14 protein-coding genes are annotated in these 23,397 nt (G+C 55.4%); 12 read left to right on the top strand and 2 right to left on the bottom strand.

What is annotated here, in order from left to right:
• Positions 1 to 17: 17 nt before the first annotated feature.
• The 9 genes from AC0LWT_RS05505 to AC0LWT_RS05545 all read left to right on the top strand — a co-directional run bounded on the left by AC0LWT_RS05505 (position 18) and on the right by AC0LWT_RS05545 (position 13,753).
• Positions 18 to 1,124 (top strand): hypothetical protein, encoded by a 1,107-nt coding sequence (locus AC0LWT_RS05505; RefSeq protein WP_474680206.1) that lies wholly within the window; start codon positions 18 to 20, stop codon positions 1,122 to 1,124.
• Positions 1,099 to 1,680 (top strand): hypothetical protein, encoded by a 582-nt coding sequence (locus AC0LWT_RS05510; protein WP_474680207.1) that lies wholly within the window; start codon positions 1,099 to 1,101, stop codon positions 1,678 to 1,680. Before AC0LWT_RS05505 ends, AC0LWT_RS05510 begins: the two co-directional genes overlap by 26 nt.
• Before the next feature lie 31 nt (positions 1,681 to 1,711).
• Positions 1,712 to 3,082, top strand: a complete 1,371-nt coding sequence (locus AC0LWT_RS05515) for an ABC transporter substrate-binding protein (protein WP_474680208.1) — start codon at positions 1,712 to 1,714, stop codon at positions 3,080 to 3,082.
• 160 nt (positions 3,083 to 3,242) lie between these two features.
• On the top strand, positions 3,243 to 4,685 hold the full coding sequence (locus AC0LWT_RS05520) for an S-layer homology domain-containing protein (RefSeq protein WP_474680209.1): 1,443 nt from the start codon (positions 3,243 to 3,245) through the stop codon (positions 4,683 to 4,685).
• A 121-nt stretch (positions 4,686 to 4,806) separates the two neighbouring features.
• Positions 4,807 to 5,514 (top strand): ABC transporter ATP-binding protein, encoded by a 708-nt coding sequence (locus AC0LWT_RS05525; RefSeq protein WP_474680210.1) that lies wholly within the window; start codon positions 4,807 to 4,809, stop codon positions 5,512 to 5,514.
• Positions 5,489 to 6,532 carry an efflux RND transporter periplasmic adaptor subunit gene (locus AC0LWT_RS05530; RefSeq protein ID WP_474680211.1) on the top strand — a complete coding sequence of 348 codons (1,044 nt, stop codon included), beginning with the start codon at positions 5,489 to 5,491 and terminating at the stop codon, positions 6,530 to 6,532. Before AC0LWT_RS05525 ends, AC0LWT_RS05530 begins: the two co-directional genes overlap by 26 nt.
• Before the next feature lie 12 nt (positions 6,533 to 6,544).
• Positions 6,545 to 9,457, top strand: a complete 2,913-nt coding sequence (locus AC0LWT_RS05535; protein ID WP_474680212.1) for an ABC transporter permease — start codon at positions 6,545 to 6,547, stop codon at positions 9,455 to 9,457.
• Between the two features lies 1 nt (position 9,458).
• Complete coding sequence (locus AC0LWT_RS05540) at positions 9,459 to 10,340, top strand: ATP-binding cassette domain-containing protein (protein WP_474680213.1); 882 nt, start codon at positions 9,459 to 9,461, stop codon at positions 10,338 to 10,340.
• Between the two features lie 242 nt (positions 10,341 to 10,582).
• Positions 10,583 to 13,753 carry an autotransporter outer membrane beta-barrel domain-containing protein gene (locus AC0LWT_RS05545; protein ID WP_474680214.1) on the top strand — a complete coding sequence of 1,057 codons (3,171 nt, stop codon included), beginning with the start codon at positions 10,583 to 10,585 and terminating at the stop codon, positions 13,751 to 13,753.
• 49 nt (positions 13,754 to 13,802) lie between these two features.
• Here AC0LWT_RS05545 and AC0LWT_RS05550 read toward each other — a convergent pair whose 3' ends face one another.
• Positions 13,803 to 15,239 carry a DUF6179 domain-containing protein gene (locus AC0LWT_RS05550; RefSeq protein WP_474680215.1) on the bottom strand — a complete coding sequence of 479 codons (1,437 nt, stop codon included), beginning with the start codon at positions 15,237 to 15,239 and terminating at the stop codon, positions 13,803 to 13,805.
• Positions 15,221 to 15,709 carry a DUF6323 family protein gene (locus AC0LWT_RS05555; RefSeq protein WP_474680216.1) on the bottom strand — a complete coding sequence of 163 codons (489 nt, stop codon included), beginning with the start codon at positions 15,707 to 15,709 and terminating at the stop codon, positions 15,221 to 15,223. Before AC0LWT_RS05555 ends, AC0LWT_RS05550 begins: the two co-directional genes overlap by 19 nt.
• Before the next feature lie 1,613 nt (positions 15,710 to 17,322).
• On the opposite strand from AC0LWT_RS05555, the gene AC0LWT_RS05560 reads away from it, so the two are divergent.
• The 3 genes from AC0LWT_RS05560 (at position 17,323) to AC0LWT_RS05570 (ending at position 23,380) form a co-directional block, all read left to right on the top strand.
• Positions 17,323 to 18,648 carry a Gfo/Idh/MocA family protein gene (locus AC0LWT_RS05560; RefSeq protein WP_474680217.1) on the top strand — a complete coding sequence of 442 codons (1,326 nt, stop codon included), beginning with the start codon at positions 17,323 to 17,325 and terminating at the stop codon, positions 18,646 to 18,648.
• Positions 18,641 to 20,620, top strand: a complete 1,980-nt coding sequence (locus tag AC0LWT_RS05565; RefSeq protein ID WP_474680218.1) for an alpha/beta hydrolase family protein — start codon at positions 18,641 to 18,643, stop codon at positions 20,618 to 20,620. The genes AC0LWT_RS05560 and AC0LWT_RS05565 overlap by 8 nt, the downstream gene beginning before the upstream one ends.
• Positions 20,621 to 20,890: 270 nt before the next feature.
• Positions 20,891 to 23,380: a hypothetical protein gene (locus AC0LWT_RS05570; RefSeq protein WP_474680219.1), complete on the top strand. Its 2,490-nt coding sequence runs from the start codon at positions 20,891 to 20,893 to the stop codon at positions 23,378 to 23,380.
• Positions 23,381 to 23,397 lie beyond the last annotated feature (17 nt).

Genomic DNA, 23,397 nt, shown 5'->3' on the forward strand with positions numbered 1-23,397 from the left:
ACGTTACTCGTCATCGCGTGGATGACATTTACCATCGCCGCCTGCTCCGGGGCGAATACGGGCGCGGAATCGAGCGCCGCACCGCAGGCAAGCGCCTCGTATTCGCCGGCGAATACGCCGCAGGCAAGCGCCTCGTATTCGCCGGCGAATACGCCGCAGGCGAGCGCTTCGACAGCGTCGTCGGCTACACCGCAGGCGAGCGCTTCGACAGCGCCGTCGGCTACGCCGCAGGCGAGCGCTTCGACAGCGCCGTCGGCTACGCCGCAGGCGAGCGCTTCGACAGCGCCGTCGGCTACGCCGCAGGCGAGCGCTTCGACAGCGCCGTCGGCTACGCCGCAGGCGAGCGCTTCGACAGCGCCGTCGGCTACGCCGCAGGCGAGCGCTTCGACAGCGCCGTCGGCTACGCCGCAGGCGAGCGCTTCGACAGCGCCGTCGGCTACGCCGCAGGCGAGCGCTTCGACAGCGCCGTCGGCTACGCCGCAGGCGAGCGCTTCGACAGCGCCGTCGGCTACGCCGCAGGCGAGCGCTTCGACAGCGCCGTCGGCTACGCCGCAGGCGAGCGCTTCGACAGCGCCGTCGGCTACGCCGCAGGCGAGCGCTTCGACAGCGCCGTCGGCTACGCCGCAGGCGAGCGCTTCGACAGCGCCGTCGGCTACGCCGCAGGCGAGCGCTTCGACAGCGCCGTCGGCTACGCCGCAGGCGAGCGCTTCGACAGCGCCGTCGGCTACGCCGCAGGCGAGCGCTTCGACAGCGCCGTCGGCTACGCCGCAGGCGAGCGCTTCGACAGCGCCGTCGGCTACGCCGCAGGCGAGCGCTTCGACAGCGCCGTCGGCTACGCCGCAGGCGAGCGCTTCGACAGCGCCGTCGGCTACGCCGCAGGCGAGCGCTTCGACAGCGCCGTCGGCTACGCCGCAGGCGAGCGCTTCGACAGCGCCGTCGGCTACGCCGCAAGCGAGCGCCTCGACAGCGCCGTCGGCTACGCCGCAGGCGTCCGCCTCGTCGGCGCCGTCGGACGCGCCGAAGACGTCCGCAGCGCCGCAGCCCGAAATTTCGCCCAAAGGGAAAAAGCTGCTGTTCGTCGGCAGGGATCAAGACCCTGTGCCCGCAGAAGATGTGGCCATTGAAAACCGTTTGAAAGGTATGGGCTTCCAGGTTACGAGACTCGGCGACCGGGATTTCACCGCCGATGAAACCAAAGGGTATGATTTCCTGTATTTCAGCCAGACGACGAACTCGAAATTTTTGAAGGACGGGGTTATGAAAAATGTGGCGATACCGACGTTGTACGTCAAAAGCCACGGCATGTTTTACCTCGGCTTGACGTCCCTTGAGGAAGGCGCAGTCGTCAAAAATATGAAGGCGGTCGACATCGTCGACAGCAAGCACAAGATTGCTGGCGGCTTATCGGGCACCGTCGATGTGTTTAAAGAAGCCGGCGAAAGGTTCGGCATCGGTTACGGGCTGCCGGGCAAGGAAGCCAAGGTGATCGCCACCGTTCCCGGGGACAGCAAGAAGGCCGCTCTTTATTATTACGACAAGGGCTCGAAGGCCGATAACGGTTATGAGGTGAAAGCGCGCATATCGTTCTACTATTGGAGCAACGGTATGCAGGATAATTCGACGGACGCCGGATGGAAGCTTTGGGACAATATCGTTTTGTGGACGCTGCAGAACGGTTAAGAAACCTTGTACGAGGAAAGGATGTTGATCGATGATCAGGCATCTGAGGAATCTGAAGCGATTTTCCGCAATGGCTTTATCGCTTGCGCTGTTGGCCGGCTGTACGGCGGAACCGGTCCCGAACGCCAAACCCGGCGGGACGGACGGCCAGCATCCGCCCGCAGCCAAGTCGCCGGACAACGAACTGTTTATTTATACGGTATGGCCGGCTTACTATGCCAAAGAAGACATTTTTCAAAAGCAGATCGGCGATTTTATCAAAAAGAAATTTCCCGATATTACGGTCAAACACGTCGCATGGGACAATCCCGGCCGACAGTACAAGGACTTGATCGCAGCCGGCACGATCCCCGACATCATCATGGACGACACGCGAATGAACGTGCACAGGTACATCATCGACAACGATCTTCAGTACGATATTTCCGGTCTGATCAAAAAGTACAATTTTGACACGGGCAAATTGAATCCCGCCTTTATGGCGCAAATGAGCAATTTGACGCCGGACGGCAACATATACGGCCTGCCGTTTTACAATAACGATTATGCTTTGTTTTACAACAAAGACATTTTCGATAAATTCGGCGTCGACTATCCGAAAGACGGCATGACTTATGACGAGATTTACGAGTTGGCCAAAAAGCTGACGAGGGTGGACGGCGAAACGACCTACAAAGGCTTTTCGCAAAATCCCGGCCAGTATATGAACTATAACCAGTATTCGCTCTCGCCTTTGAGCCGGACGGCGGATAAGGGCGACATGAGCGCGCCCGGATGGAAAAAGCTCGTAGACAACCTGAGAAGGTTCTACGAAATTCCCGCCAATCAATTCGACACCGTCGAGACGTTTGCGTCAAAACCGAATATTGCGATGGCCGTCGCCACGGTGAGCGATCATCTGGTCAAATTTAACGATCAGAACAAGAGCTTGAACTTCGATATCGCCTCCGTTCCTTCCTTCAGCGACGCGCCGAATACGAAGTATCAGCCGAATGTGTATTCGATGTACATAACGAAGCAGTCGACGAAAAAAGAGCTTGCCTTTCAGGTGATGGCTGCGCTGCTTTCCGAAGAGCATCAGATCGAGATGGCGAAAGAAGGCGTGATCGGACCATTGGAAAGCGAGGCGGTCAAAGCCGCATTCGGGCAAAATTTGCCGCAAATGAAGGGCAAGCGCGTGCAATCGATTTTTTACGGCAAAAACGCGAATCCCCCGGCGGCGCGTGCCGCAGGTCTGGTCTGGTACGATGCGGTCGTGCAAGGCGTGTTCCAGCCGCTCATTTTCAGCGAGTCCAAAGATTCCGTGACGGCGCTGCGCATGGTCGAAGAGCAGACGACCAAAGCGATCGAGACGATAAAAGCGGGCAAGAAGGAAGTGGAACAGGCTGCGGGCGGCAAATAGCCGCACATACCCGTACCCGTTCGTTCGCGAAAAGGCTGTCCCGTATTTGGAGCAATTAACCTATAAACGTGAGATAAAGCGCCTATAATCGGCCGGCAAATTCGTATTACAGTAAGGATAGCGCAATCATTTTACAAATTCATAAAGGAAGGTGCCTGGAATGAAGAGATATGTTTCCTCGCTTTTGGCGATAATGCTCTTATTCTTATCTTTGATACCGCTCACATTTGCGGCGGAAAGCGGTTCGGACACAAAAGCGGCAGTCAAATCCGTAGACAATTTTGAGGATTTGAAAGATCTTTCGCAAGAGGTCAAGGACAAATTCGATGCGCTGATCAAGGCCGGCGTATTTAGCGGACTGACGGACGATACGTTCGGTCTCGACGCCAAAATGAACCGCGCCCAGTTCGCCAAAGTCGCCGCCATCATTTTTCAGCTGGATGTCGACAATTCGCTCACAACCTCTTCGTTCTCGGACGTCAGCGCCGACGACCCGGCCAACTCTTATGCGCTGCCCTATATTGAGGCGCTGAAAAAAGCGGGGCTTACGAACGGCTCCGATTCCAGCGGCAAAATGTACAATCCGTCAGGCCCGGTGTCGCGCCAGGAGCTTGCGGCGTTCCTCATCCGCGGACTCGGTCTCGATGAAGACGCGCAGCAGGCGGAGCCGACGGGCGACAAAACCGTGGACGATTGGGCCAAAGGCTATGTCGCGCTTGCGCTCGAGAAGAAGCTGCTGACGAACCAAACGGGCAGCACGTTCGGAGGCAAGTCGTCCGCAACGCGGAAAATGCTGGCTCTGGCCGCTTATGCAGCCAAGCAAATTTTTGACGGCAACGATGACGGCGGGTCGGAGCCGGGCACATCTGGCGGCGGCACATCCGCAACGCCGACGACGAAGCCGGAGCCGACACAGCCGCCGAAAAGCGGAGACATCTCTCCGCAGGGGAAAAAGCTGCTTTTCATCACCGTGCAGTCGCTGAAAGACCTGGCTAAAGAAGTGCCCGCCGATAATTCGATCGTCAACCGGTTGAAGGATTTGGGCTTCCGGGTTACTAATATTGCCTGCGACAAGTTCAAAACGGAAAAAGCGGACGGTTACGATCTGATCATCGTCAGCAGCGCCGTCAACGAAAAATATTTGAAAAGCGGTCTTTTGAAAGAAGTCGCCATTCCGACCGTATATTTGAAGCATCAGGGCATGACGGGCCTTAGCCTTGCTTCCAACGAGTCCTACAGGGAATACAACATCAAATCGCTTACCATCGCGGACCCTAAAGAAAAGGCAGCAGCCGGATTCTCGGGCGATGTGCAAATTTTGGCCGATGCCAAATCGACAGCCTGGATTCAATACGGCAAGCCCGGCAAAGAAGCGGTGAAAGTGGCTACGGTTCCCGGCAAAAGCGATGAAGCGGCCATTTATTATTACAATAAAGGCTCGCATTCGGACAGCGGGTATGAAGTGAAAGCGCGCATCTCGTTCTTCTTCTACGACAGAACTACCGTGAGTTACGATAGTACAGGTTCGGGCGTAACGACTGCGACTGAAAATGCATGGAAACTTTTCGACGCGATCGTTCTTTGGACGCTGCAAAACGGTTAATGTTTCCGAATCCGGCCGGCGGGGCTGTCCCACAAGTAGCATGAGCTGCTGAAGGGCCAGCCCTTTCTTTTGTTGAAACAAGCGGATCGCCGAAATTGAACCGGAAGGAGCGTGGATGCATATGATTTCGCAGCAGAGCTTGCCGGGCTCCGGGCATCTTGTCAGGGCGGAGAGCGTCACGAGGGTGTTCGGACGCGGCTCCGGCGCGGTTCACGCTTTGCGGGGAGCGAGCCTGTCGATACCGGCCCAAAAGCTTGTCGCCCTGAGAGGGCGGTCGGGCTCCGGCAAAACGACGCTCATTAACATATTGGGCGCGCTGGACAGACCGACGGAGGGCCGGGTTTATTTTGACGGGGACGAAATCGGCCGATGGCCCGAGAACAAGCGCAATCAGTTGCGGCGCGCCCGAATGGGGCTCATTTTCCAATCGTTCGGACTTGTTCCGCTGATGACGGCTTACGAAAATGTGGAATTCGGCTTGCGGGTCGCCGGCGTGAAATCGTCGCTGTTCAAGTCCTACGCGGAAAGCGCGCTCGAATACGTCGGGCTGCAGGCGAGAATGAAGCACAGGCCTTTCGAAATGTCCGGCGGCGAGCAGCAGCGGGTGGCGATCGCCAGAGCTATCGCGCACAGGCCGACTTTGATTTTGGCCGATGAGCCGACCGCAGAGCTCGACAGCAAGATGGGGATGCAAGTGATGCATGTTTTTAAAAATTTGGTGCAAAGCGAAGGAATGACCATTATTCTAACTACGCATGATCCGGCGATTATGGGCGTTGCCGATCTTGTTTATGCACTGGAGGATGGCCAAATTGCCGAAGCGACTTAACAAAATATGGCTGCCTGCGCTCGGAATTTGCTGTATGGCGGCGCTGCTGTCGGGATGCTCCCTGCTTCCCGTCGAAGAGGCGGAGATGAAGCCTCCGCTGATCGAACCGACCAAGGAAACTTTAAGCCTCTATACCGTGAAGCGTGCGAATATTACCCAGCAAATTACGGGCGTCGCGACGTTCGCCTCGGACAAAACGGATTATTTGTATTATTCGGAATCCGGAGGCCGGTTGACCAAGCTGAATGTGAAGCTGGGCGACGCCGTCAAGGCCGGGGATGTTGTCGCCACAACGGAAACGTCCGATCTTGATACGAAAATCAAGCTGCAGCAAATTTCCATGGAAAAGCTCAAAATATCGCTGCAGCAAGCTACGATGGAGAAGGGCGCCGACGATCCCGACGTCCGTCTGAAACTGCTGGATATGGAAAGCGCCCAATTGCAGCTCAAATCGCTGCAGGATCAGCTGCGGAACACGAGGCTTGCGGCCACGATCGACGGGGTCGTCACGTTTATCGACACGATTCAGCCCGGCGATCAAGTGACCGCCTACAAGCAATTGATAACGCTTTCCGACCCGGCGGCGCTGCAGTTGATTTATACCGCTGCGGGCCAGAACGATTTGGCGGGCGTCGAAGTGAACATGGATGTCAAAGTAAAAATCAAAGACAAAATTTTTGCCGGGAAAGTCGTCCAGACGCCGCTCACCGCTCCGCCTAACAGCAACAAAACGGTTCAGGATAAAAACGCCAAAGCCATTTATATCAAGGTGCAGGGACTGCCGCCTGATATTGCGATCGGAAGCCAGGCCGATATTACGATCGTGACCCAGGCGAGGGATCAGGTGCTGGTCATTCCAAGAGCCGGGCTGCGCAGCTACATGGGTCGCGATTACGTGCAAATTCTCGATGGCGAAAGCCGCAAAGAGGTCGATATCGAGAAAGGCATTGTGGCGGCAACGGAAGTGGAAGTCCGGAAAGGGATCAGCGAAGGGCAGCAGGTTATTTTGAATAACTAGGGGGCTAAGAGATTGGCGTTATTTATCATGATCTTGCGCAAAATGATCAACAATAAATGGCTCGAGCTCAGCCTGCTGTTCGGTCTGGTATTGTCCGTCGCCCTGACGAGCAGCATGCCCATTTATACGAATGCCATCTTGCAGCGGCTGTTGATTCAGGAGATGCAGCAGCTGCAGCTCGGCAGCAATCAATACCCCGGCATCTATTGGCTGTCGGCCGCACTGTCCGAGCAAGAACAGCAGAAGCGGGATCAAATAGCGGAAACGGACCGTTTTTTGCAAAAATCCGCCGGTCGATTTGGCGTGCCCGTGCAGCATTTCGTTCGCGAAAGGGCTACGCAGCGCTACGGTTTAACCCCGGCCGAGCCCGATAAAGTCGATATGTACGTCCAGCGGTCGGCGGATATTTCCGCCATTGACGGCATGGAGGACCATATTCGGCTCGTGGACGGCCGCCTTCCGGCGAAAGAGCCGATGAACGGCGTGTACGAAGCTCTTGTCCCGCCGGAAGCGCTGACGGAGCTGGACATGGTGCTCGGCACCGAGTTTGTCATCGACGATGCGAGCTTGAAGCAGCCGGTGCGGATCAAAGCCGTCGGCGTGTTCGAACGCAAAGATTTTACGGACATCTATTGGTACAATCATACGAGCAGCTACAAAAACAGCTTTTTGATCGATTTCAATTTGTTCGAAAAAGAGATTACGGAAGCCGGCAGTCTGCATCTCCAGTCCGGTTATTGGTATTTCGCGCTCGATTATACGAAGCTGACGCTCGCTTCCGCCGATGTCTTCCTGAATAACGACTATGCGATCGACACGTATATGGACGCGCATTACGATTCGCACAACAAAAACGTTCCGGCGCTGCAAACTTTGGAAAATTACTACGTGAAAGAGAGTCGGCTGCGGCTCATGCTATGGTCGCTCAACGTTCCGGTAATGCTGATGCTGGCCTTTTACTTGTACATGGTCGCCAACCTGATTGCGGAACGCCAAAAAACCGAAATCGCCGTGCTGCGCAGCCGGGGAGCGAGCCGCCGGCAAATTATTCTCAGCTATGTCGCCGAAGGCCTGGTGCTCGGCGCGATCGCTTTTGCCGCCGGCCCTTACGTAGGCCTTCTGCTTACGAAGCTGCTCGGGGCTTCCAGCGGATTTCTTGAGTTCGTGCAGCGCGCCCGGCTTGAAGCCGGTCTGAACCGGGATGCGTATCTGTACGCTTTGATCGCGATCGGCGCCTCGCTCGTCATGACGCTGATTCCCGTAATCCTCGCGACGAGGGTTACGATTGTCGGACACAAGCAGCAGTCGGCGCGGTTTCAGAAAAGCTCTTTTTGGCATAAATTTTTTATCGATATCATGCTGCTCGGAATCTCCCTGTATGGGCTGTATAACTATAAAGCCCGCGTCAAGGACATGCTGACGCTCGGCCTGAAGTCCGCGGATTTGCGCGTTGATCCGCTTTTGTTTCTCATTCCGGCCTTGTTTATTTTGGGGCTCGGCTTGCTGGTGCTGCGGTTGTATCCGTGGTGCGTGCGGTTATTGTACGGAGCGGGCCGGCGTTGGTGGCCCCCTGCCATATATGCGACGTTGATCCATGTGAGCCGTTCGATTATCCAATACCAGTTTATTATGGTGTTCCTCGTGATTACGATCGCCACAGGGCTGTTCAGCGCCAGCGCTACACGGACGATCAATCAGAATACGGCCGATAAAATCCGTTACGCCGCCGGCGCCGATATCACGATGCAAATCCATTGGGAGAACGATGCGCCGCCGGCCATCTTGTTCGGTCTTGACGGCGACGGCGGTGCGGCCGATTCCGCCGGCGATTCTTCCGGCGATGCCTCCTCCGACCGGCCCAAGAGGGTGCAGTACAGCGAGCCGTCCTTTTTGCCGTTCACGCAGTTTCCGGGCGTGGAGCATGCCGCCAAAGTGTTCGTCAAAAAAAATGCACTGCTCGCCAAAGGCAAGACGAGCACTTCCGTCGAGCTGATGGGCATCGATACGAAAGATTTCGGGGAAACCGCCTGGATGCGCGATCGTTTGCTGAACTACCATATCAACAGCTATTTGAACCTGATCGCCCGCAATCCGTCCGCTGTCCTGATCTCCAGATCGGTTGCCGAAACGTACGGCGTGAAACCCGGTGATACGATTGCCGTAGGCTGGCCGAACGTCGAGCCGGCCTCGTTCACCGTATTCGGGATCGTCGACTATTGGCCGTCCTGGAATCCGAATCCCGGGGCGAACGATACGGAGTCGGTCACGACCAAGCAGGGGACTGTGACGAAAGTGAAGAAGCCGATGCTTGTCGTCGGCCATTTGAGCTACATCCAGAACAACATCGCGCTGGAACCGTACGAGGTATGGCTGAAGCTGAAGCCGCAGGCGAGCAGCACGGCCGTGTATCAGGCGGTCGCCGGCCACGGTTACGAAATCGAAGCGTTGACCGACGCGAAGCAGGAACAGATTAAAGCGATCAAGGACCCTTTTCAGCTGGCGATTAACGGAGTCATGACGCTTGGATTTTTGATCTCGATTCTCGTCTGCTTCTTCGGGTTTTTGTTGTACTGGGTGCTGTCGCTGTCCGCCAGGACGCTGCAGTACGGCATTTTTCGCGCGATGGGCGTCTCCGTCCCGCAGTTGATCATGATGCTTGCCGGCGAGCAGGCGATGATTTCCGGTGCGGCCATTGCGATCGGGATGTTGACCGGCAATCTTGCCAGTTATTTGTTCGTGCCGCTATTCGGCTTGTCATTCGATCCGGGCACGCAGGTGCCGCCGTTTCAGGTGACGTTCGATCCGCGCGACCGCGAGCGGCTGTATGCGATCGTTGCCGTCATGATCGCGATCGGGCTTGCCGTGCTGGGGCGTATCGTTTCGCGGATCCGGATTCATCAGGCAGTCAAGCTCGGGGAGGATTAACATGATCCATTGCGAAAACTTGGTCAAAATTTATAAAATCGCCGATTTGGAAGTCGTCGCCTTGCAAGGGCTTGATTTGCACGTCGAAGCGGGCGAGCTGATGGCGATTATCGGCAACAGCGGCAGCGGCAAGTCGACGCTGCTTAACATGCTGGGCGGGCTGGACCGCCCTTCGGCCGGCCGTCTGATCGTGGACGGCAAAGATTTGCTCCATATGGCCGAAAAAGATCTCGTCAAATACAAGCGGGAATCGGTCGGTTTTGTATGGCAAAACAACGCGCGCAATTTGATTCCGTATTTGACCGCGCTCGAAAATGTCGAGCTGCCGATCCTGCTGCGGGGCAGGCGCAAACGGGAAAGGGCGCTCGAACTGCTGGAAGCCGTCGGTCTCGGACACCGCCGAAACAACAAATTGAACCAGCTTTCGGGCGGCGAGCAGCAGCGCGTAGCGATCGCGATCGCGCTGGCGAATCACCCGAAGCTGCTGCTTGCCGACGAGCCGACCGGTTCGGTCGACACGCACATGGCGAATCAAATACTCGGCTTGTTCCGCCAGTTGTCCGGCACCTTGGGGATTACGGTCGTTATCGTCACGCACGACCCGATGCTGGCCAAAAAGGTAGACCGGGTAGTCGCCATCCGAGACGGCCGGACGTCTTCGGAAATTTTGCGGCGCAAGCCGCATGAGCCGGGAGCGCCGGACGCGGAGCAGCAATCCGGGGAGCGGGAGGAGGAGGCTCAGGTCGAGTACGCGGTGCTGGACCAGGCCGGCAGGCTGCAAATCCCGGCAAGTTATTTGGAGGCGATCGGGGCGAAGCGGACGAATAAAGTCGAGGTTACGCTGGAGGAAGGCAGAGTCGTGCTGAAGCCCCCCAAACCGTAGCGAATTAGCGGGTTCGACGCCGCCGAAAAGCCCGCCGATTCTCCCGCCAGGATGAATTAAACAACCTATAAAGATGCATAAACCACCCTATGATGCGTTCGCTTTTTTGTAATAAAGTTAATCTATGAAAGGCACATTATTAGAGAGGGCGGGCTGAATCGACTAGAGAAAAAGAAATGTTCCGAAAAAAATGGAAGCGTTTTATTTTTTGGTAAACACTTATGGATCGGGAGGTGCATCGAATGAACAAAAAAATAGCGCTGCTAGTATTGTTTGCGATGCTGTGCTGCTGCATAGCCCCTTTCGCCAATGCGGAAGAAGCTGCTTCGCGACCAACGCAGACGAAAGAAGAATCGTCGTCTTCCGAGGAATCATCGGTAACTTCGGTAACGTATTTGGCCGATCAATTCAGCGATTTGAAAAGCTTTAAGGCGGACGACAGAAAAAAAATCGCCGCCTTGCTGGGGCTGAACGCGCTCGATGCGGCATCGGCCGACGTATTCGGCGCGGATGACAGGATTACCCGCGCGCAAATGGCAAAAGCCGCCGCAATCGTGCTCGGCTTGAGCATTGACAGAGCGGGCACGGCGTCGTTTTTCAAAGACGTCAATTACAATGACCCGGCGCGTCCTTATATCGAAGCTTTGAGAAATGCGGGTCTCGCGCCGGACGCGGACGGCATCTTCAATCCGGCCGGGATCGTGTCGCGCCAGGAGCTCGCGGTGCTGCTCATCAAAGGGCTCGGCCTGGATGACAAGGCCAAAAGCACCGCCGCCCTCAAGGACGAGACGGTAGACGATGCGTACAAGAGCTATGCCGCTTTCGCGATCAAGCAAAAACTATTGATCAGACAAAACGGCAGGATCGGCGGCCGGGACGCCGTTACCCGGAAAACGCTGGCTCTCGCCGCTTATGCGGCGCTGCAGCTTCATGTAACGACGGCGAAGCCGGCCAAAGCTTCCATTGCCGAGCTGAAAGCGATCGGCAGAAGCAAATTGTCCGTGAAGTTGAATCGCGACGTGGATATCGACAAAGCGGTTTTGACCGTTACGAAAGACGGCTTCCTGAACTCTGACAACAAGCCGCAAGTATTTACAGGCGGCGTCAATTGGTCGGATGACAATACGACCGCAACGCTCGATATGGACGACGCCTTCACGACCGGTACCTACCATATCGCTTTGTCCGGAGTAGATGTTGCGAACGGCACGATGACATTCAAGCCGGAGAACGAACGGCTGACCAAACTGGAGCTCGTCACCGCGACTGAGAAGCTGCCCAGAGCGAAAACGATCATCGAGTACAAAGCGTACAACCAATACGGCGAAACGATGCCGCTGCTGGCAAGCAATTTGAGTGTTAAGGCGACAGCGCAAAAAAATGTTTCAGCGACCCTATATACGGGCAGCAACACCATCGGCCTCGATTTGAGCAATGAAAATCCGAACGCTTCCGTTTTTGTCTACTTGTTTGAAAAGACCGGATTCGTTTCCGCGAACAAAACGTTTACTGTCGGCGATACGCCTCAGATCAAGAAAGTCGAGCTGGGCGATCCGTCAAGCAATTTGAAAATGCCCGTCGGGCAGCTTTCGTTCACGGCCGGCGACAAAGCGTATCTCATTTTCAAAGCCTTTGACCAGTACGGCAACCGCCTCGTCGATCCGCAGTATTTGAACATCGGCATCGGGAAGTCCTTTACCGGAGCGCTCGGAAACGTGTTCAGAATGGATGGGCCCAACGATTTCATCGATTTTGACAACGACGGCTACCCGGAAATGCAGTTGGTCGCATACCAGGATCTGGACAGCGACAAGGAAGTAACGGTCAACCTGACCTACGCCAATAAGCAAATATCAACGAAAGTTATGGTGAAAACGCCAAAAGCGCCTACGTTCGTGAAAATCGGGCCTTTAACGACCGCGCTGACTGTCGGCGATACGAATCAAACGGTTAGTTTATCCGTCACGGATTCGCTGAACAACAGTTTATCGACGACCGAAATCGTCTATCTCGAGAGAACCGGCAAAATTTCGCTCTATCCGACGGGAGGACTCACGCTCGCCAGCCCTGCCATCAATTCCGACGGGCTCATCGTCGTCAGCTCGGTGACGGCCGAAGGTCCCGGCGCGATCAATGTCCGGCTGAAAGGCGTCGATCAGACGATTTCGTATCCCGTCAACGTCCTGGCTGCCCGCCGGCCGGACACGATCAAGCTGGACACGAACAACGTCGTGCAAAATCTTTTGGCGCTGAACGGATTAGGCACCGCGTTTTCGAGCACCGGGACGACGATGCCCAAGGCGCAGTTCATCATTTACGATCAAACCGGCACCGAATACACGACGAACCGCGCCAACTACAAAGTGCAGTTGAAGCTGGAAAAAATAAGCGGCACCACGGGAGCGGTCGCCAGCGTCTCCTATAAGAGCGGCTCGACATATCCTGCGCTCGTTACCGATGCGAACCCGACGGTTTTGCGGGAAATTAATACGATGACGACGAACGGGACGAATCCCGCTCTGTACTTCATCCCTTCCACGATGCTGACGGGCAGCTACAAATTGACCGCTTCGCTCGTTCAGGTTGACAGTGGTGGAGATATTTTACAAATATTGAGCTCCGATTCGGCTACGGCCGACGTCAAGAACATAGCGGACGCGAACCTGACTTATTATGCTGCGCCGAGCGGCAGCGGCCCACTTTTGGCCACAGGCAAAACGCTCAATGATTTGGGTATTACTTCCAGTGTGTTGAATGCGACCTATGCGTTCAACTACTACGGATCGGCGTTTCAGCAGACGGTTACGGTCAACGGCAAAGACAGCACAGGTACGGACGTCATCCAAAACCTGCCGATCCGGGCGGTCATTTCCGACAACCCGCGGGCCGTCGCCACCGGCATCAACTCCAAAACCGTCGGTAAAATTATCGGCCTCGAAGCGGGAACAGCGAACTTGAAGGTCGTGTACGACACGCCGCTCGGCGGCATCGCGACGACCGATGCCATCGTGAAAAACAGCGTTGTCGACGTGTTTAACGGGGCGGCATTTTCACAGTTCGGCACCAAGGGCGGCACCGTCGCGTTCAACACTGTCATCAACGGCAAGCCGGTATGGAACTCGCTGCTCACCGAAATACAGCTCAAGACGAGTTACGGAAACATCACCAGCAATGCCAACACGGATCAGATTACGGTACTCAACAACCTGATCGGCTTCCAGGCGTTCATCACCGATATCGTGTATACGACGACTACAGCCGCTCAACAGGATGAAATCTCGATCGATCCTGCAACCTTTATCGTGACTTACAATCAGAAGAGCCCTTCGAAGAGAACGATATCTTCGTTTACACTGTATCTTTCGGTAGGATCGATACTGAACAAATATAAGATCACGATCAAGCCGTCCTAAACATAGCGACGCCCCTGCCGGACTTCATGGCAGGGGCGTATTTTACCGATCAATGGAATTTCATTTGTTCATAGTCGATCTCATTGATATACTTTTCGACGGCTTGCAGCCGCTCCCGGCTCATCCCCTGCAGACACCGGACAAATTGCATTTGCCACTCCATCGGATACTCATGCTCCAATAACAGTATGGACGGCAAACCAAGAGACTCGCTTCGCAGCTCTTCATAGAAAACGATTTTTGCCAGAATAGCCAGCTCCATATCGCCAAACGCGTGGAAAAGGGCATCATACTCATCGCCGTACAAGCAATCCGACTCCAGCATATCGAGGTAGTCATGGAACGAGTGAAAGCTTGATAAGATCAGCTTGACTTTGTCCTCCTTCCTCTCGCATGCCATAATCTCATGCAGCAGCCTTCTTAATCGGACATCGCTCATTCTGTCCTCTTCGTTGAAGGAAATGACAATGGACTTCGCTCCCGCCTCCCTTTCCGTAATAATGAAAGTCCGCAAGCTGTTGTGCTTTGCGGCATTCGCCACTCGCTGAACGAGGTTTTCCATGCACCCGTCCATATACGCTTTCAGTTGCGAATGAATCGGCAATTGCTGCTGAAGCTTTCCCATCGCATCGGAGATGGCGGAGCGAATTTGCGGTTCAGTGAGGCTCATGAATTGCTGTTCTAACCGACCGTATTGACTCTCGGAAATACGGATATGATCGGCGCCTCCCCCTGATACAACCGAGAATATCGCATTGTTCAGCACGAGCTCAAACATATTGAACAACTCGATTCGGTAGTCAAATCTGCATTCCCTGCCGTAGCGGACCAACAAATCCGACAGCTCCTGCTGATCGAACATAGCGCAAAACCCGGTCTCCATCTTCAACCGTTCCAGGTACTGCTTGATATAGAAAACGCCCTGAAGCCGTGTGTCATCGACAGCAAGCGGATAATCGATGCTGGCCATCGTATTGTGGGCATCGAAGATAATGCCGTATTTCCTGAGAAAGATAGGCAGGGATTCGTCGATAGTCATGTTATAGGCATCGATTGGAACCTTCAGCTTATTAGCAGCGATTTCCTTATATAACAGTTTAGTCTCTTCAAAACATTGACTGACCTTTCCCACGCCTCTTTCATAGATTTGGCGAACTTCAATCGTTTTGAGATGCGTAATCGCCTTTTCCGGCTCCTCGAAGCTGAACAGATACGCGTCTGCCGCATACATGATGGAGGTCAGGATGCTTTCGGCTGTTTCTGTGGTAACCGAAGTGCTTTCACCTAGGGTGTATTTCCCGATCAGCTCCTGAAGGATTTGCATCAATGCCTGCTGAATGCGCATTATTTCCTGACTCGTCAGCAGCCCTGCCCGCAAGCCTTCGTTCATTAAAGAGATCGTATATTGGTTTCGCTGCAGCCGAGATTTGCGAATACTGCCCTGGACTGTCAACTCGCGCCTACCGTTCAAATGTTCAGATCCCAACGGTCATCTTCTCCTTCAAGTAAAGACTCGTTCTTCTGCAATACCCTTCGGAACTCCTCGGCATACTCTTCGAGTCTGCCTTTCAACAAGTCCAAGGAGCCCTCGCAATCCTCTTCGAACACTTCCTTCATCTTATGGATGAGCTTCATATCGCTGATTCTGTCTTCGGTTTCATTTTTCAAATAATAAAAAATCTCATGCAGCTCATTCAGGGTATCCGCATAGTTCTCCTGCCGGATGAACGAAGACGCCGAGAATACCTCGATAAGCTCCTTCGTCACTTCGATGCTCAATTCCACCCGCCCGCAGCCGTACAGGATCTGGTTTCTCGCCGCCAACATCAGTTCAACGTCCTGCGGAGTCAGAACCAGGTCAAAATCCTTGGTCTTCTCATTCAATTCCAGCAATTCGGCCATATGCTGTTCCTGCATAGACACGTTCAAGGAGTTGAAAATGCGAGACAAATACATGCGGTTATCGCTCTCCCTCTGGATTAAATTTTTTTGTTGAAAAAAATTAAAAAATCAAAATAAAAAAAAGTTGACTTTTTGTTTGTTTTGTGATATAATATTAAATTGTTTTATTAATAAATATTTTAATCGTTGTCTCCGTCCATGTCAATTGGATTGGGGGCTTTTTTTTGTGCCTTTTATATGGAGCTTCAGCTCCCTCCCATAGACGGTAAAACAGCAGAGATCCCCACCACGCAGTCTCCACACGGCGCGCGCGCCGAGAGCTCCCACCGTGCAGCCACCTCATGGCAGATTCCTGGAATTCCAACAATCGCAGGTAGCCGTTCGTCGAGCGGCCCGGCTAGCCGCGAAAGCCTGCAAAAGTGCAGGCTTTTATAGCGCCAGCGGCCGAATTGACGGGAAAGCCTGCAAAAGTGCAGGAATTTCCGGCCAAAAGAGGCCGAACCCCGGGTTTAGGCGGCAAAGCCTGCACATTTGCAGGAATATCTCGCTGCAAGGGCATCAGCGGTCTCAAAAGATGCACTTTTGCAGGTTTTCTGCGGAACTGCCAGAGAGAGGAGCTACTCTAGCCGGGAGCCGAACGGACGATGCCGTTTTCACAGTGCTGAAAACGATGCAGCCGTTCGTCGAGCGGCCCGGCTAGCCGCGAAAGCCTGCGAAAGTGCAGGCTTTTATAGCGCCAGCGGCCGAATAGACGGGAAAGCCTGCAAAAGTGCAGGAATTTCCGGCCAAAAGGGGCCGAACCCCGGGTTTAGGCAGAAAAGCCTGCACATTTCAGGCTGTTGAGAAACCCCCTTTTTTCCCGGCTGCTCAAAAAAAGCACCAAAAGCATGAGCCAAATACCCTCTCAGATCGTTTTAAATCAATTTTTTCTCTTCGAGATGAGTGCCCCCACATAAAAATTGATCTGAGAGGAAACCCGTTAGACTTTCTCAACAGCCTGACATTTGCAGGCATATTTCCCTGTAAGGGCATCAAGTGAGCAAAAAGATGCACTTTTGCAGGTTTTCTGCGAAACTGCCAGAGAGAGGAGCTAACTCCAGCGGGGAGCCGAACGGACGATGCCGTTTTCACAGTGTTGAAAACGATGCAGCCGTTCGTCGAGCGGCCCGGCTAGCCGCGAAAGCCTGCGAAAGTGCAGGCTTTTACAGCGCCAGCGGCCGAATTGACGGGAAAGCCTGCAAAAGTGCAGGAATTTCCGGCCAAAAGGGGCCGAACCCCGGGTTTAGGCGGCAAAGCCTGCACATTTGCAGGAATATTTCCCTGCAAGGGCATCAGCGGTCCCAAAAGATGCACTTTTGCAGGTTTTCTGCGGAACTGCCAGAGAGAGGAGCTAGCTCCAGCGGCGAGTCGAACGGACGATGCTGCTGATTGGCCGGCTCTGTAGGCGAGCCGAACGGACGATGCTGCTGATCGGCCAACTCCGTAGGCGAGTCAAAGGCCAACCGCTCGATGCCGGTGTTCGGTTTGCGTAGCGCAGGCGGGTTTTTCCGGTGTGCGGACAGTCCGGTCGTCGACAGGATTGACCTATAATGACGGTCGGATTAACTACTGGCTGCGAATCCGTTTCTTTGTATACTTAACGGTAGAATCCTAGGAGGGACAACGACTTGGCGAAAAAAAGATACGCGATTTGCGGCGTCAGCACCAGAGCCAACGGCATGTTTATCAAGCCCATGCTGGAGACGTTCCATCAGCACTGCGAGATTGTCGGATTGCTCGATGCCGATCCCGGCCGTTTTGCGAACTGCTTCAAAAAGTTTCCGGCGCTGTCGGGGACTCCGGCCTATGCTCCCGATCAATTCGCCGCGATGATCAGGGAAACGAAGCCCGACGCGATCATTGTTGCGGGTGTGGACTATACGCACGCGGACTATATCGTCAAAGGGCTGGAGCATCATCTCGACGTCATTTCGGAAAAGCCGATGGTGACTACGGGGGAGGACTGCAAGCGGGTGCTGGACGCGCAGGCCGCAAGCAGGGGGAAGCTGAAGGTAGCTTTCAATTACCGGTACGCGCCGATCCATACGAGAATCAAGGAATTGATTTTAGAGGGCAAAGTCGGCAGAGTCACTTCGGTAGATTTGAACTGGTATCTGGATACCTATCACGGTGCGAGTTATTTCAAAAGGTGGAACCGGAAGCGAAGCAGCTCCGGAGGGCTGTCCGTGCACAAGAGCACCCACCACTTCGATCTGGTCAATTGGTGGATCGGGCAAAATCCGGTGGAAGCGTTTGCCTACGGGGCGCTCCATTATTTCGGCCCCTCCGGCGAGCTCAACCCCGCCAAGGAAGACGGCCGGTACTGCGGCACGTGCCGGGTCAAGGCGCATTGCGCCTATTTTATGCGCTGGTCATCGCGCAGCAAGGAGACCGTGCCGCCCGACGACCATTTGACGGGCATGGACGCCGTCCCGGGAGGTGCCTCCGGGTATCGGGCGGACGGCTGCATTTTCGACTCCGAGATCGATATTGAAGACACGTACGCCGCCGTCATCAAATACGACAAGGGCGCGATGTTGAGCTATTCCGTCAATTTTTCGCTGCCTTATGAAGGTTACAGACTGGCGATTAACGGGACGAAGGGCCGAATCGAAACGAAGGAAGTGATGTCGGGCCGGGCTTCTCACCATGAAGTCGAGCAAACGATCGAATATTTTCCGCTGTTCGGCGGCAAAGAAACGATCCGCGTCGTACCGCGGGCCGGAGGGCATGGGGGAGGGGATCCCCTCATTTTGGAAGATTTGTTTCTCGATCCGGATCCGCTCCGATCGTACGAGATTATGGCAGGGGCGGAAGCGGGGGCTCTTGCCGTGCTGACCGGAGAAGCGGTTTGGAAGTCGGCGCACGCGAACATGCCTGTCCGCCTGTCCGATCTGCTGGTCGCGCCGAACACGGCCCAACTGTCGGAAAGGGGAATATCTAACGGTGTTTGAGAACTTTGAGAACGTGCAAATCGCCCACTTTGATGTAAAAAGCCAGCTGCCGAGGTGGATTTACGAATCCGCCATGCGGGCGGCTGCGATGGGGGATAAGGCACGCGCAGCAATCAAGGACAGGGATGGCCTGAAGCGGCGCCAGCGGGAAATCCGCGAAGGGCTGGCACGCTGCCTGGGCGGCATGCCGCCTTCGGATACCCCGCTTAGGCCGGTCATCACCGGCGTGGCTGAAGGTAACGGATTCCGCGTCGAGAAAGTGATTTTCGAACCGCGGCCAAGCGTATATGCGACGGCCAATCTGTACATACCGGACGGCCTGACGGAGCCGGGCGCTGCGGTACTGCTGCTGTGCGGGCACCGCGAGCAGGCGAAGCATTGCGACGAATACCAGACCGTGTGCCACTATCTGGTGCATGCCGGCCTGATCGTCATGGCGCTCGACCCGATCGGGCAGGGCGAACGGTTCGGCTACTACGATCCGGGCACGGGTCAGGCTCCGATGACGAGCGTAACGGAGCATGAAAACGTCGGGCGGCAGTGCATGCCGCTCGGCGACAGCCTGGCGCGCTATATGCTGCACGATGCCGTGCGCGCGATCGATTATTTGTGCGCGCGGGCGGAGGTCGATCCGGCGCGGATCGGGGTGACCGGCCATTCCGGCGGAGGCACGCAAACCGCGCTGCTGATGATGTACGACGAGCGCATTGCCGCTGCCGCTCCCGGAGGCTTTATTATGAACAGGCCGTATTTTTTGCTGACCGGCAAAGCGCAGGACGCCGAGCAAAAATGGCTGGGTTTCTCGGCGCTCGGCTTCGACCACGAGGACATCGTGCTGGCGATGGCTCCCCGTCCGGTGCTCGTCCTGGCGACAACTTACGATTCCGTGCCGATCGAGGGTCCTCGCCATACCGTCGCAGTCAACCGGAGGTTTTGGGACATGCACGGCAAAGGCGGGCAGCTGGACATTTTCGAGGATGAAAATGTCCACCGCTTTACGGTCCCGCTTGCGCGTGCGGCGGTCGGTTTTTTCTCCGGGCATCTGCTGGGGCGCGCGGCCGTTCCCCCGGACGAAGCCATCCGGCTGCTGCCGGCCGAGCAGCTCCTGTGCACACAGAGCGGCCAGGTCGCCGGCGATTACGCGCATGCCAAAAACGTCCACGCCGAAAATTCCGGGCGGCTTGCGGAGCTGGAGCAGGCGCGCCGGGCTTTGCCGGATGACCGGCGGAAGCGGCAGGCTTTGGATTGGCTGCGCCAAACCGTCTTGTTCAACAGACAGCCCTGCGACCTGAATCTGCGTCTTTCCGGGGGCGGAGAAACAGGAGGGCTGTGGGCGCTTCGGGCGGTATGGTGGAGCCAGCGCGGGCTGCTGAACAATGCGCTGCAATTTTTCGACGCCAAGCTTGCCGGCCGCAGGCTTCCGATTACGATTGCCGTATGGGAGGGCGGAACGAAGCAGTTGGAAGCTCATGCCGAGTGGATTGAAGCGACCTGCGCTTCCGGCCGGATCGCGATGGTGCTCAACCCGACGGGAATCGGCTCGCTGCTGCCGTACCTGAATTCGCCTGAGGAGCGCCCCTTCAAACGCTTCGGCATGATGGACCGGTACAGCGACGAGCTGATGTGGCTGGGCGACAGCATGGCCGCTGTCCGGACTTACGACGTATGGAGAGCGGTCGAACTGGCGTCCGGCATGAAAAACGTCGATCCGGACGACATCAGACTGTTCGGCGGCGGTCGGTACGGCATCTACGCGGAACTCGCCGCTTTGCTGGAACCGCGCGTCCGGAGCGTCGGCACGGATAATCGCATGAGCAGCATCGCCGATTGGATCAGGGAGCCGTTTTACGATGAGCACGATTCCCTAAGCTTTATAATGCCGGGAATGCTGCAGCATTTCGACCTCCCGGATGCGGATCGCTGGCTTGCGGAAGAAGGGAGGCTTGCCGATTCATACAAGACGATCGGTTAGTCTGCGTTATAGTCCGCAGGTTCCCGGCGCTAACGAACTGGTCCGTTTAAGACTTGTACGGCTCGTCACAGCTTTAGGCCTATGCTTGGATAACCGGCCCGCCGGTGGAGACCCGCCATCGGCGGGGCTTTTTCCCGCTGAACCGGGCAAATCGGCAACGAACAAAACGAAAGCGGTTTCAAGCTGTTTGCTCTGCCGGTTTTCAAATCATTTGCTCTGCCGGATTCAAACCGCTTTCAAACGATCTAATCCATGGAGGTGTCATTCATTGTGCGTAGTCTGATTTCGCGTATGTTATGCTTCCTGCTTTTGCTCCAGACGTTCCAGACGTTCCAGGCGGTCTGCGGGGGCGGGGCATGGGGCGCATCGGCCTCTGCGGCGGCAAGCGGATCGTCCTCTGTGACGAACAGCGCCTACGAGCCGGTCACGATTTTTAACAAAGATTTTTCGCAAGCGGTTATAGGGCAGACGGCTTCCCAGCTCGGCTTCGATTATTCCTCTTACACGGCGGGCACGGCGACGGCGGTCATTGAAGCCGATCCGGTGACGCCCGAAGCGAACGCGCTGCACCTTACGGTGTCGGGACTCGCTTCCGCGCTTAACAACGAATTTCAAATCAGCAAATCGTTCAGCGAGCCGCAGACCGGAACGATTTCGACGGAGCTGACCTTCATGCAGTACGGAACGGCCAAGCAAAAGGACCGCATCCTGCAATTCGTTCCGTCCACCGGGACGATCAATTTGATCGGCGTCGGCGCGGATAAGTCGAAGGACGGCATCGTGTATTATGCGACGACGGCGCCCTCAAGCTCCCTCGCATCTTACACGCTGAATCAATGGCATACGCTGCGGGTCGATTTTAATACGATTAACCAGAAATACGACATTTATTTGGACGGGACGCTGTACTGGGCGCGGCAAAAGCTCAACAACGTAACCAAGTACGACCTTAAAAAGCTGGTCATCGCCACGCCGCAGGAAAACGGCGATCTTTACATTCGCGGCGTTAAAGTGACCCGCACCGCTTTTAACCCGAAACCCGCACCGCCGGAAATCGTCAGTGTCACCGGGCGCAACGCGAAGATTGCCTGGTGGTCCAAATCGTACGTCTATGCGACCAAATACCGGATGCGGATCAGGGAAAAAGGTCAGAGCGCGTGGCTTATGCAATCCGCGACGGTCAATTACAAAGATTTGGCGAACAAAACGAATATCGTTCCCGCTTCCGACATCAGCTCCTACTACGATCCGGCGCAAAACAAATCCGTAGCGCTCACAAACGGCAAAACGTACATTCTCGGCTTATCTGTAGCGATCCGGGATGAAGCGGGCTTGTATACTTCAGGTGTCCCGCAAGATTATGAAAGTGATTCCGCGGAGGTCGAAGTGACTCCCAATACGACGACGCCGATCGATGCGCCGGATGCGAGCGTGTTTGGCGGCGTTACCGCTTTTGCCAACTATAACGCGTACCAGTGGTCGGTCAATTCCGGTTTAAACGCGGGCGATCTGGTGTTTGCCGATAAAACGATTCTGTTTACCGACATTCCCGCCAAATACGCAGGTATGGATTGGCTGAGAACTTCGCAGGCCGATGCGATGATTTATCCGCTTACCGCCGAAGGCGCCGTGCAGCCGCAAATCACCCAATTCCAGGTGCGGGACCGCGCATCCGTCTACGTGGCCGTCGACGAGCAGGAAACGCCGCCGCCTTCATGGCTGTCCGATTGGACCGCTACCGGAGATACGATCAAAATGGGCGACAAGGCAACGGCCTATTCGTTCAAAGTCTACAAAAAAGATTTCGCCTCCGGCGATAAAGTGACGCTCGGGTACAACAACTACAATGACTACAAAGCGGGCAAAAACGCCGGTTACTTTGTCATGGCGCAAAGAATTCCGACCGGCTTGACGATCGATCCCGTACAGGAATGGGTGCCCTCGCCTTTATATTCGGTGACGGGATCCGTAGCCGAGAATGTGTATGCGAGCAGCGTCATATTGAACGTGTATCAAAATCAGAATCCGGTTCCCGTATACAGCGGCCAGCTGGCGGACAACCGGTTTAAAATCGACTTGAATTTGCTGCCCGGAGCCAATCTCATTGAAATGTACGCGATGCGCAGCGATTCCGCATTCGTCGATAAAGCGGCCGTGACGATCCACTACGATAACGTTCCGCCGGAAATCCGCATCGCCGCACTGCCGGCCGCGGTCAAGGATGCCGTATATACGCTGCAAGGCTCATTAAGCAAGGCGGCGAATTTGACGGTAAAACTGAACGGGGCAACAATCGTCGGTTCCGTAGCCAAAGCGGTGTACGAACCGTTTGCTTATCCGCTGACGCTGGCGGAAGGAAGCAATTCCATCGAAGTTTCGTCCGTCGATATCGCTGGAAATACGGCGTCCGCCAATTATTTGGTCCGCTATGAATTTTGGGCCGGGCAGGCTGCGACTTACGATTTCGGCGGAAACCGCCATGACTCGATAGCGGCTGCCGCGAACATTTTTGCCCAAAGACAGGTCACCAACACGACGGCGTCCGCCAAGCAAATTACGCTGTGGTTCGTGCTCTACGACGGGAACCGCACGATGCTTGATTATTCAAGCGCCGCCGCCGATTTCGAACCGGGAGAAACCAAAACGTTAAGCGCCGGTTTCACGCTGCCTGCCCAGGTGAGCGGCTGTTATGTAAAAGCGTTTATTTGGGACAGCCTGAACGGCATGAAGCCGCTGTCGGACGAATTTATTTTGCAGTGATTGCGGAAAAGGAGGTT

It is taken from the genome of Paenibacillus sp. sgz302164 (genome assembly GCF_056120505.1).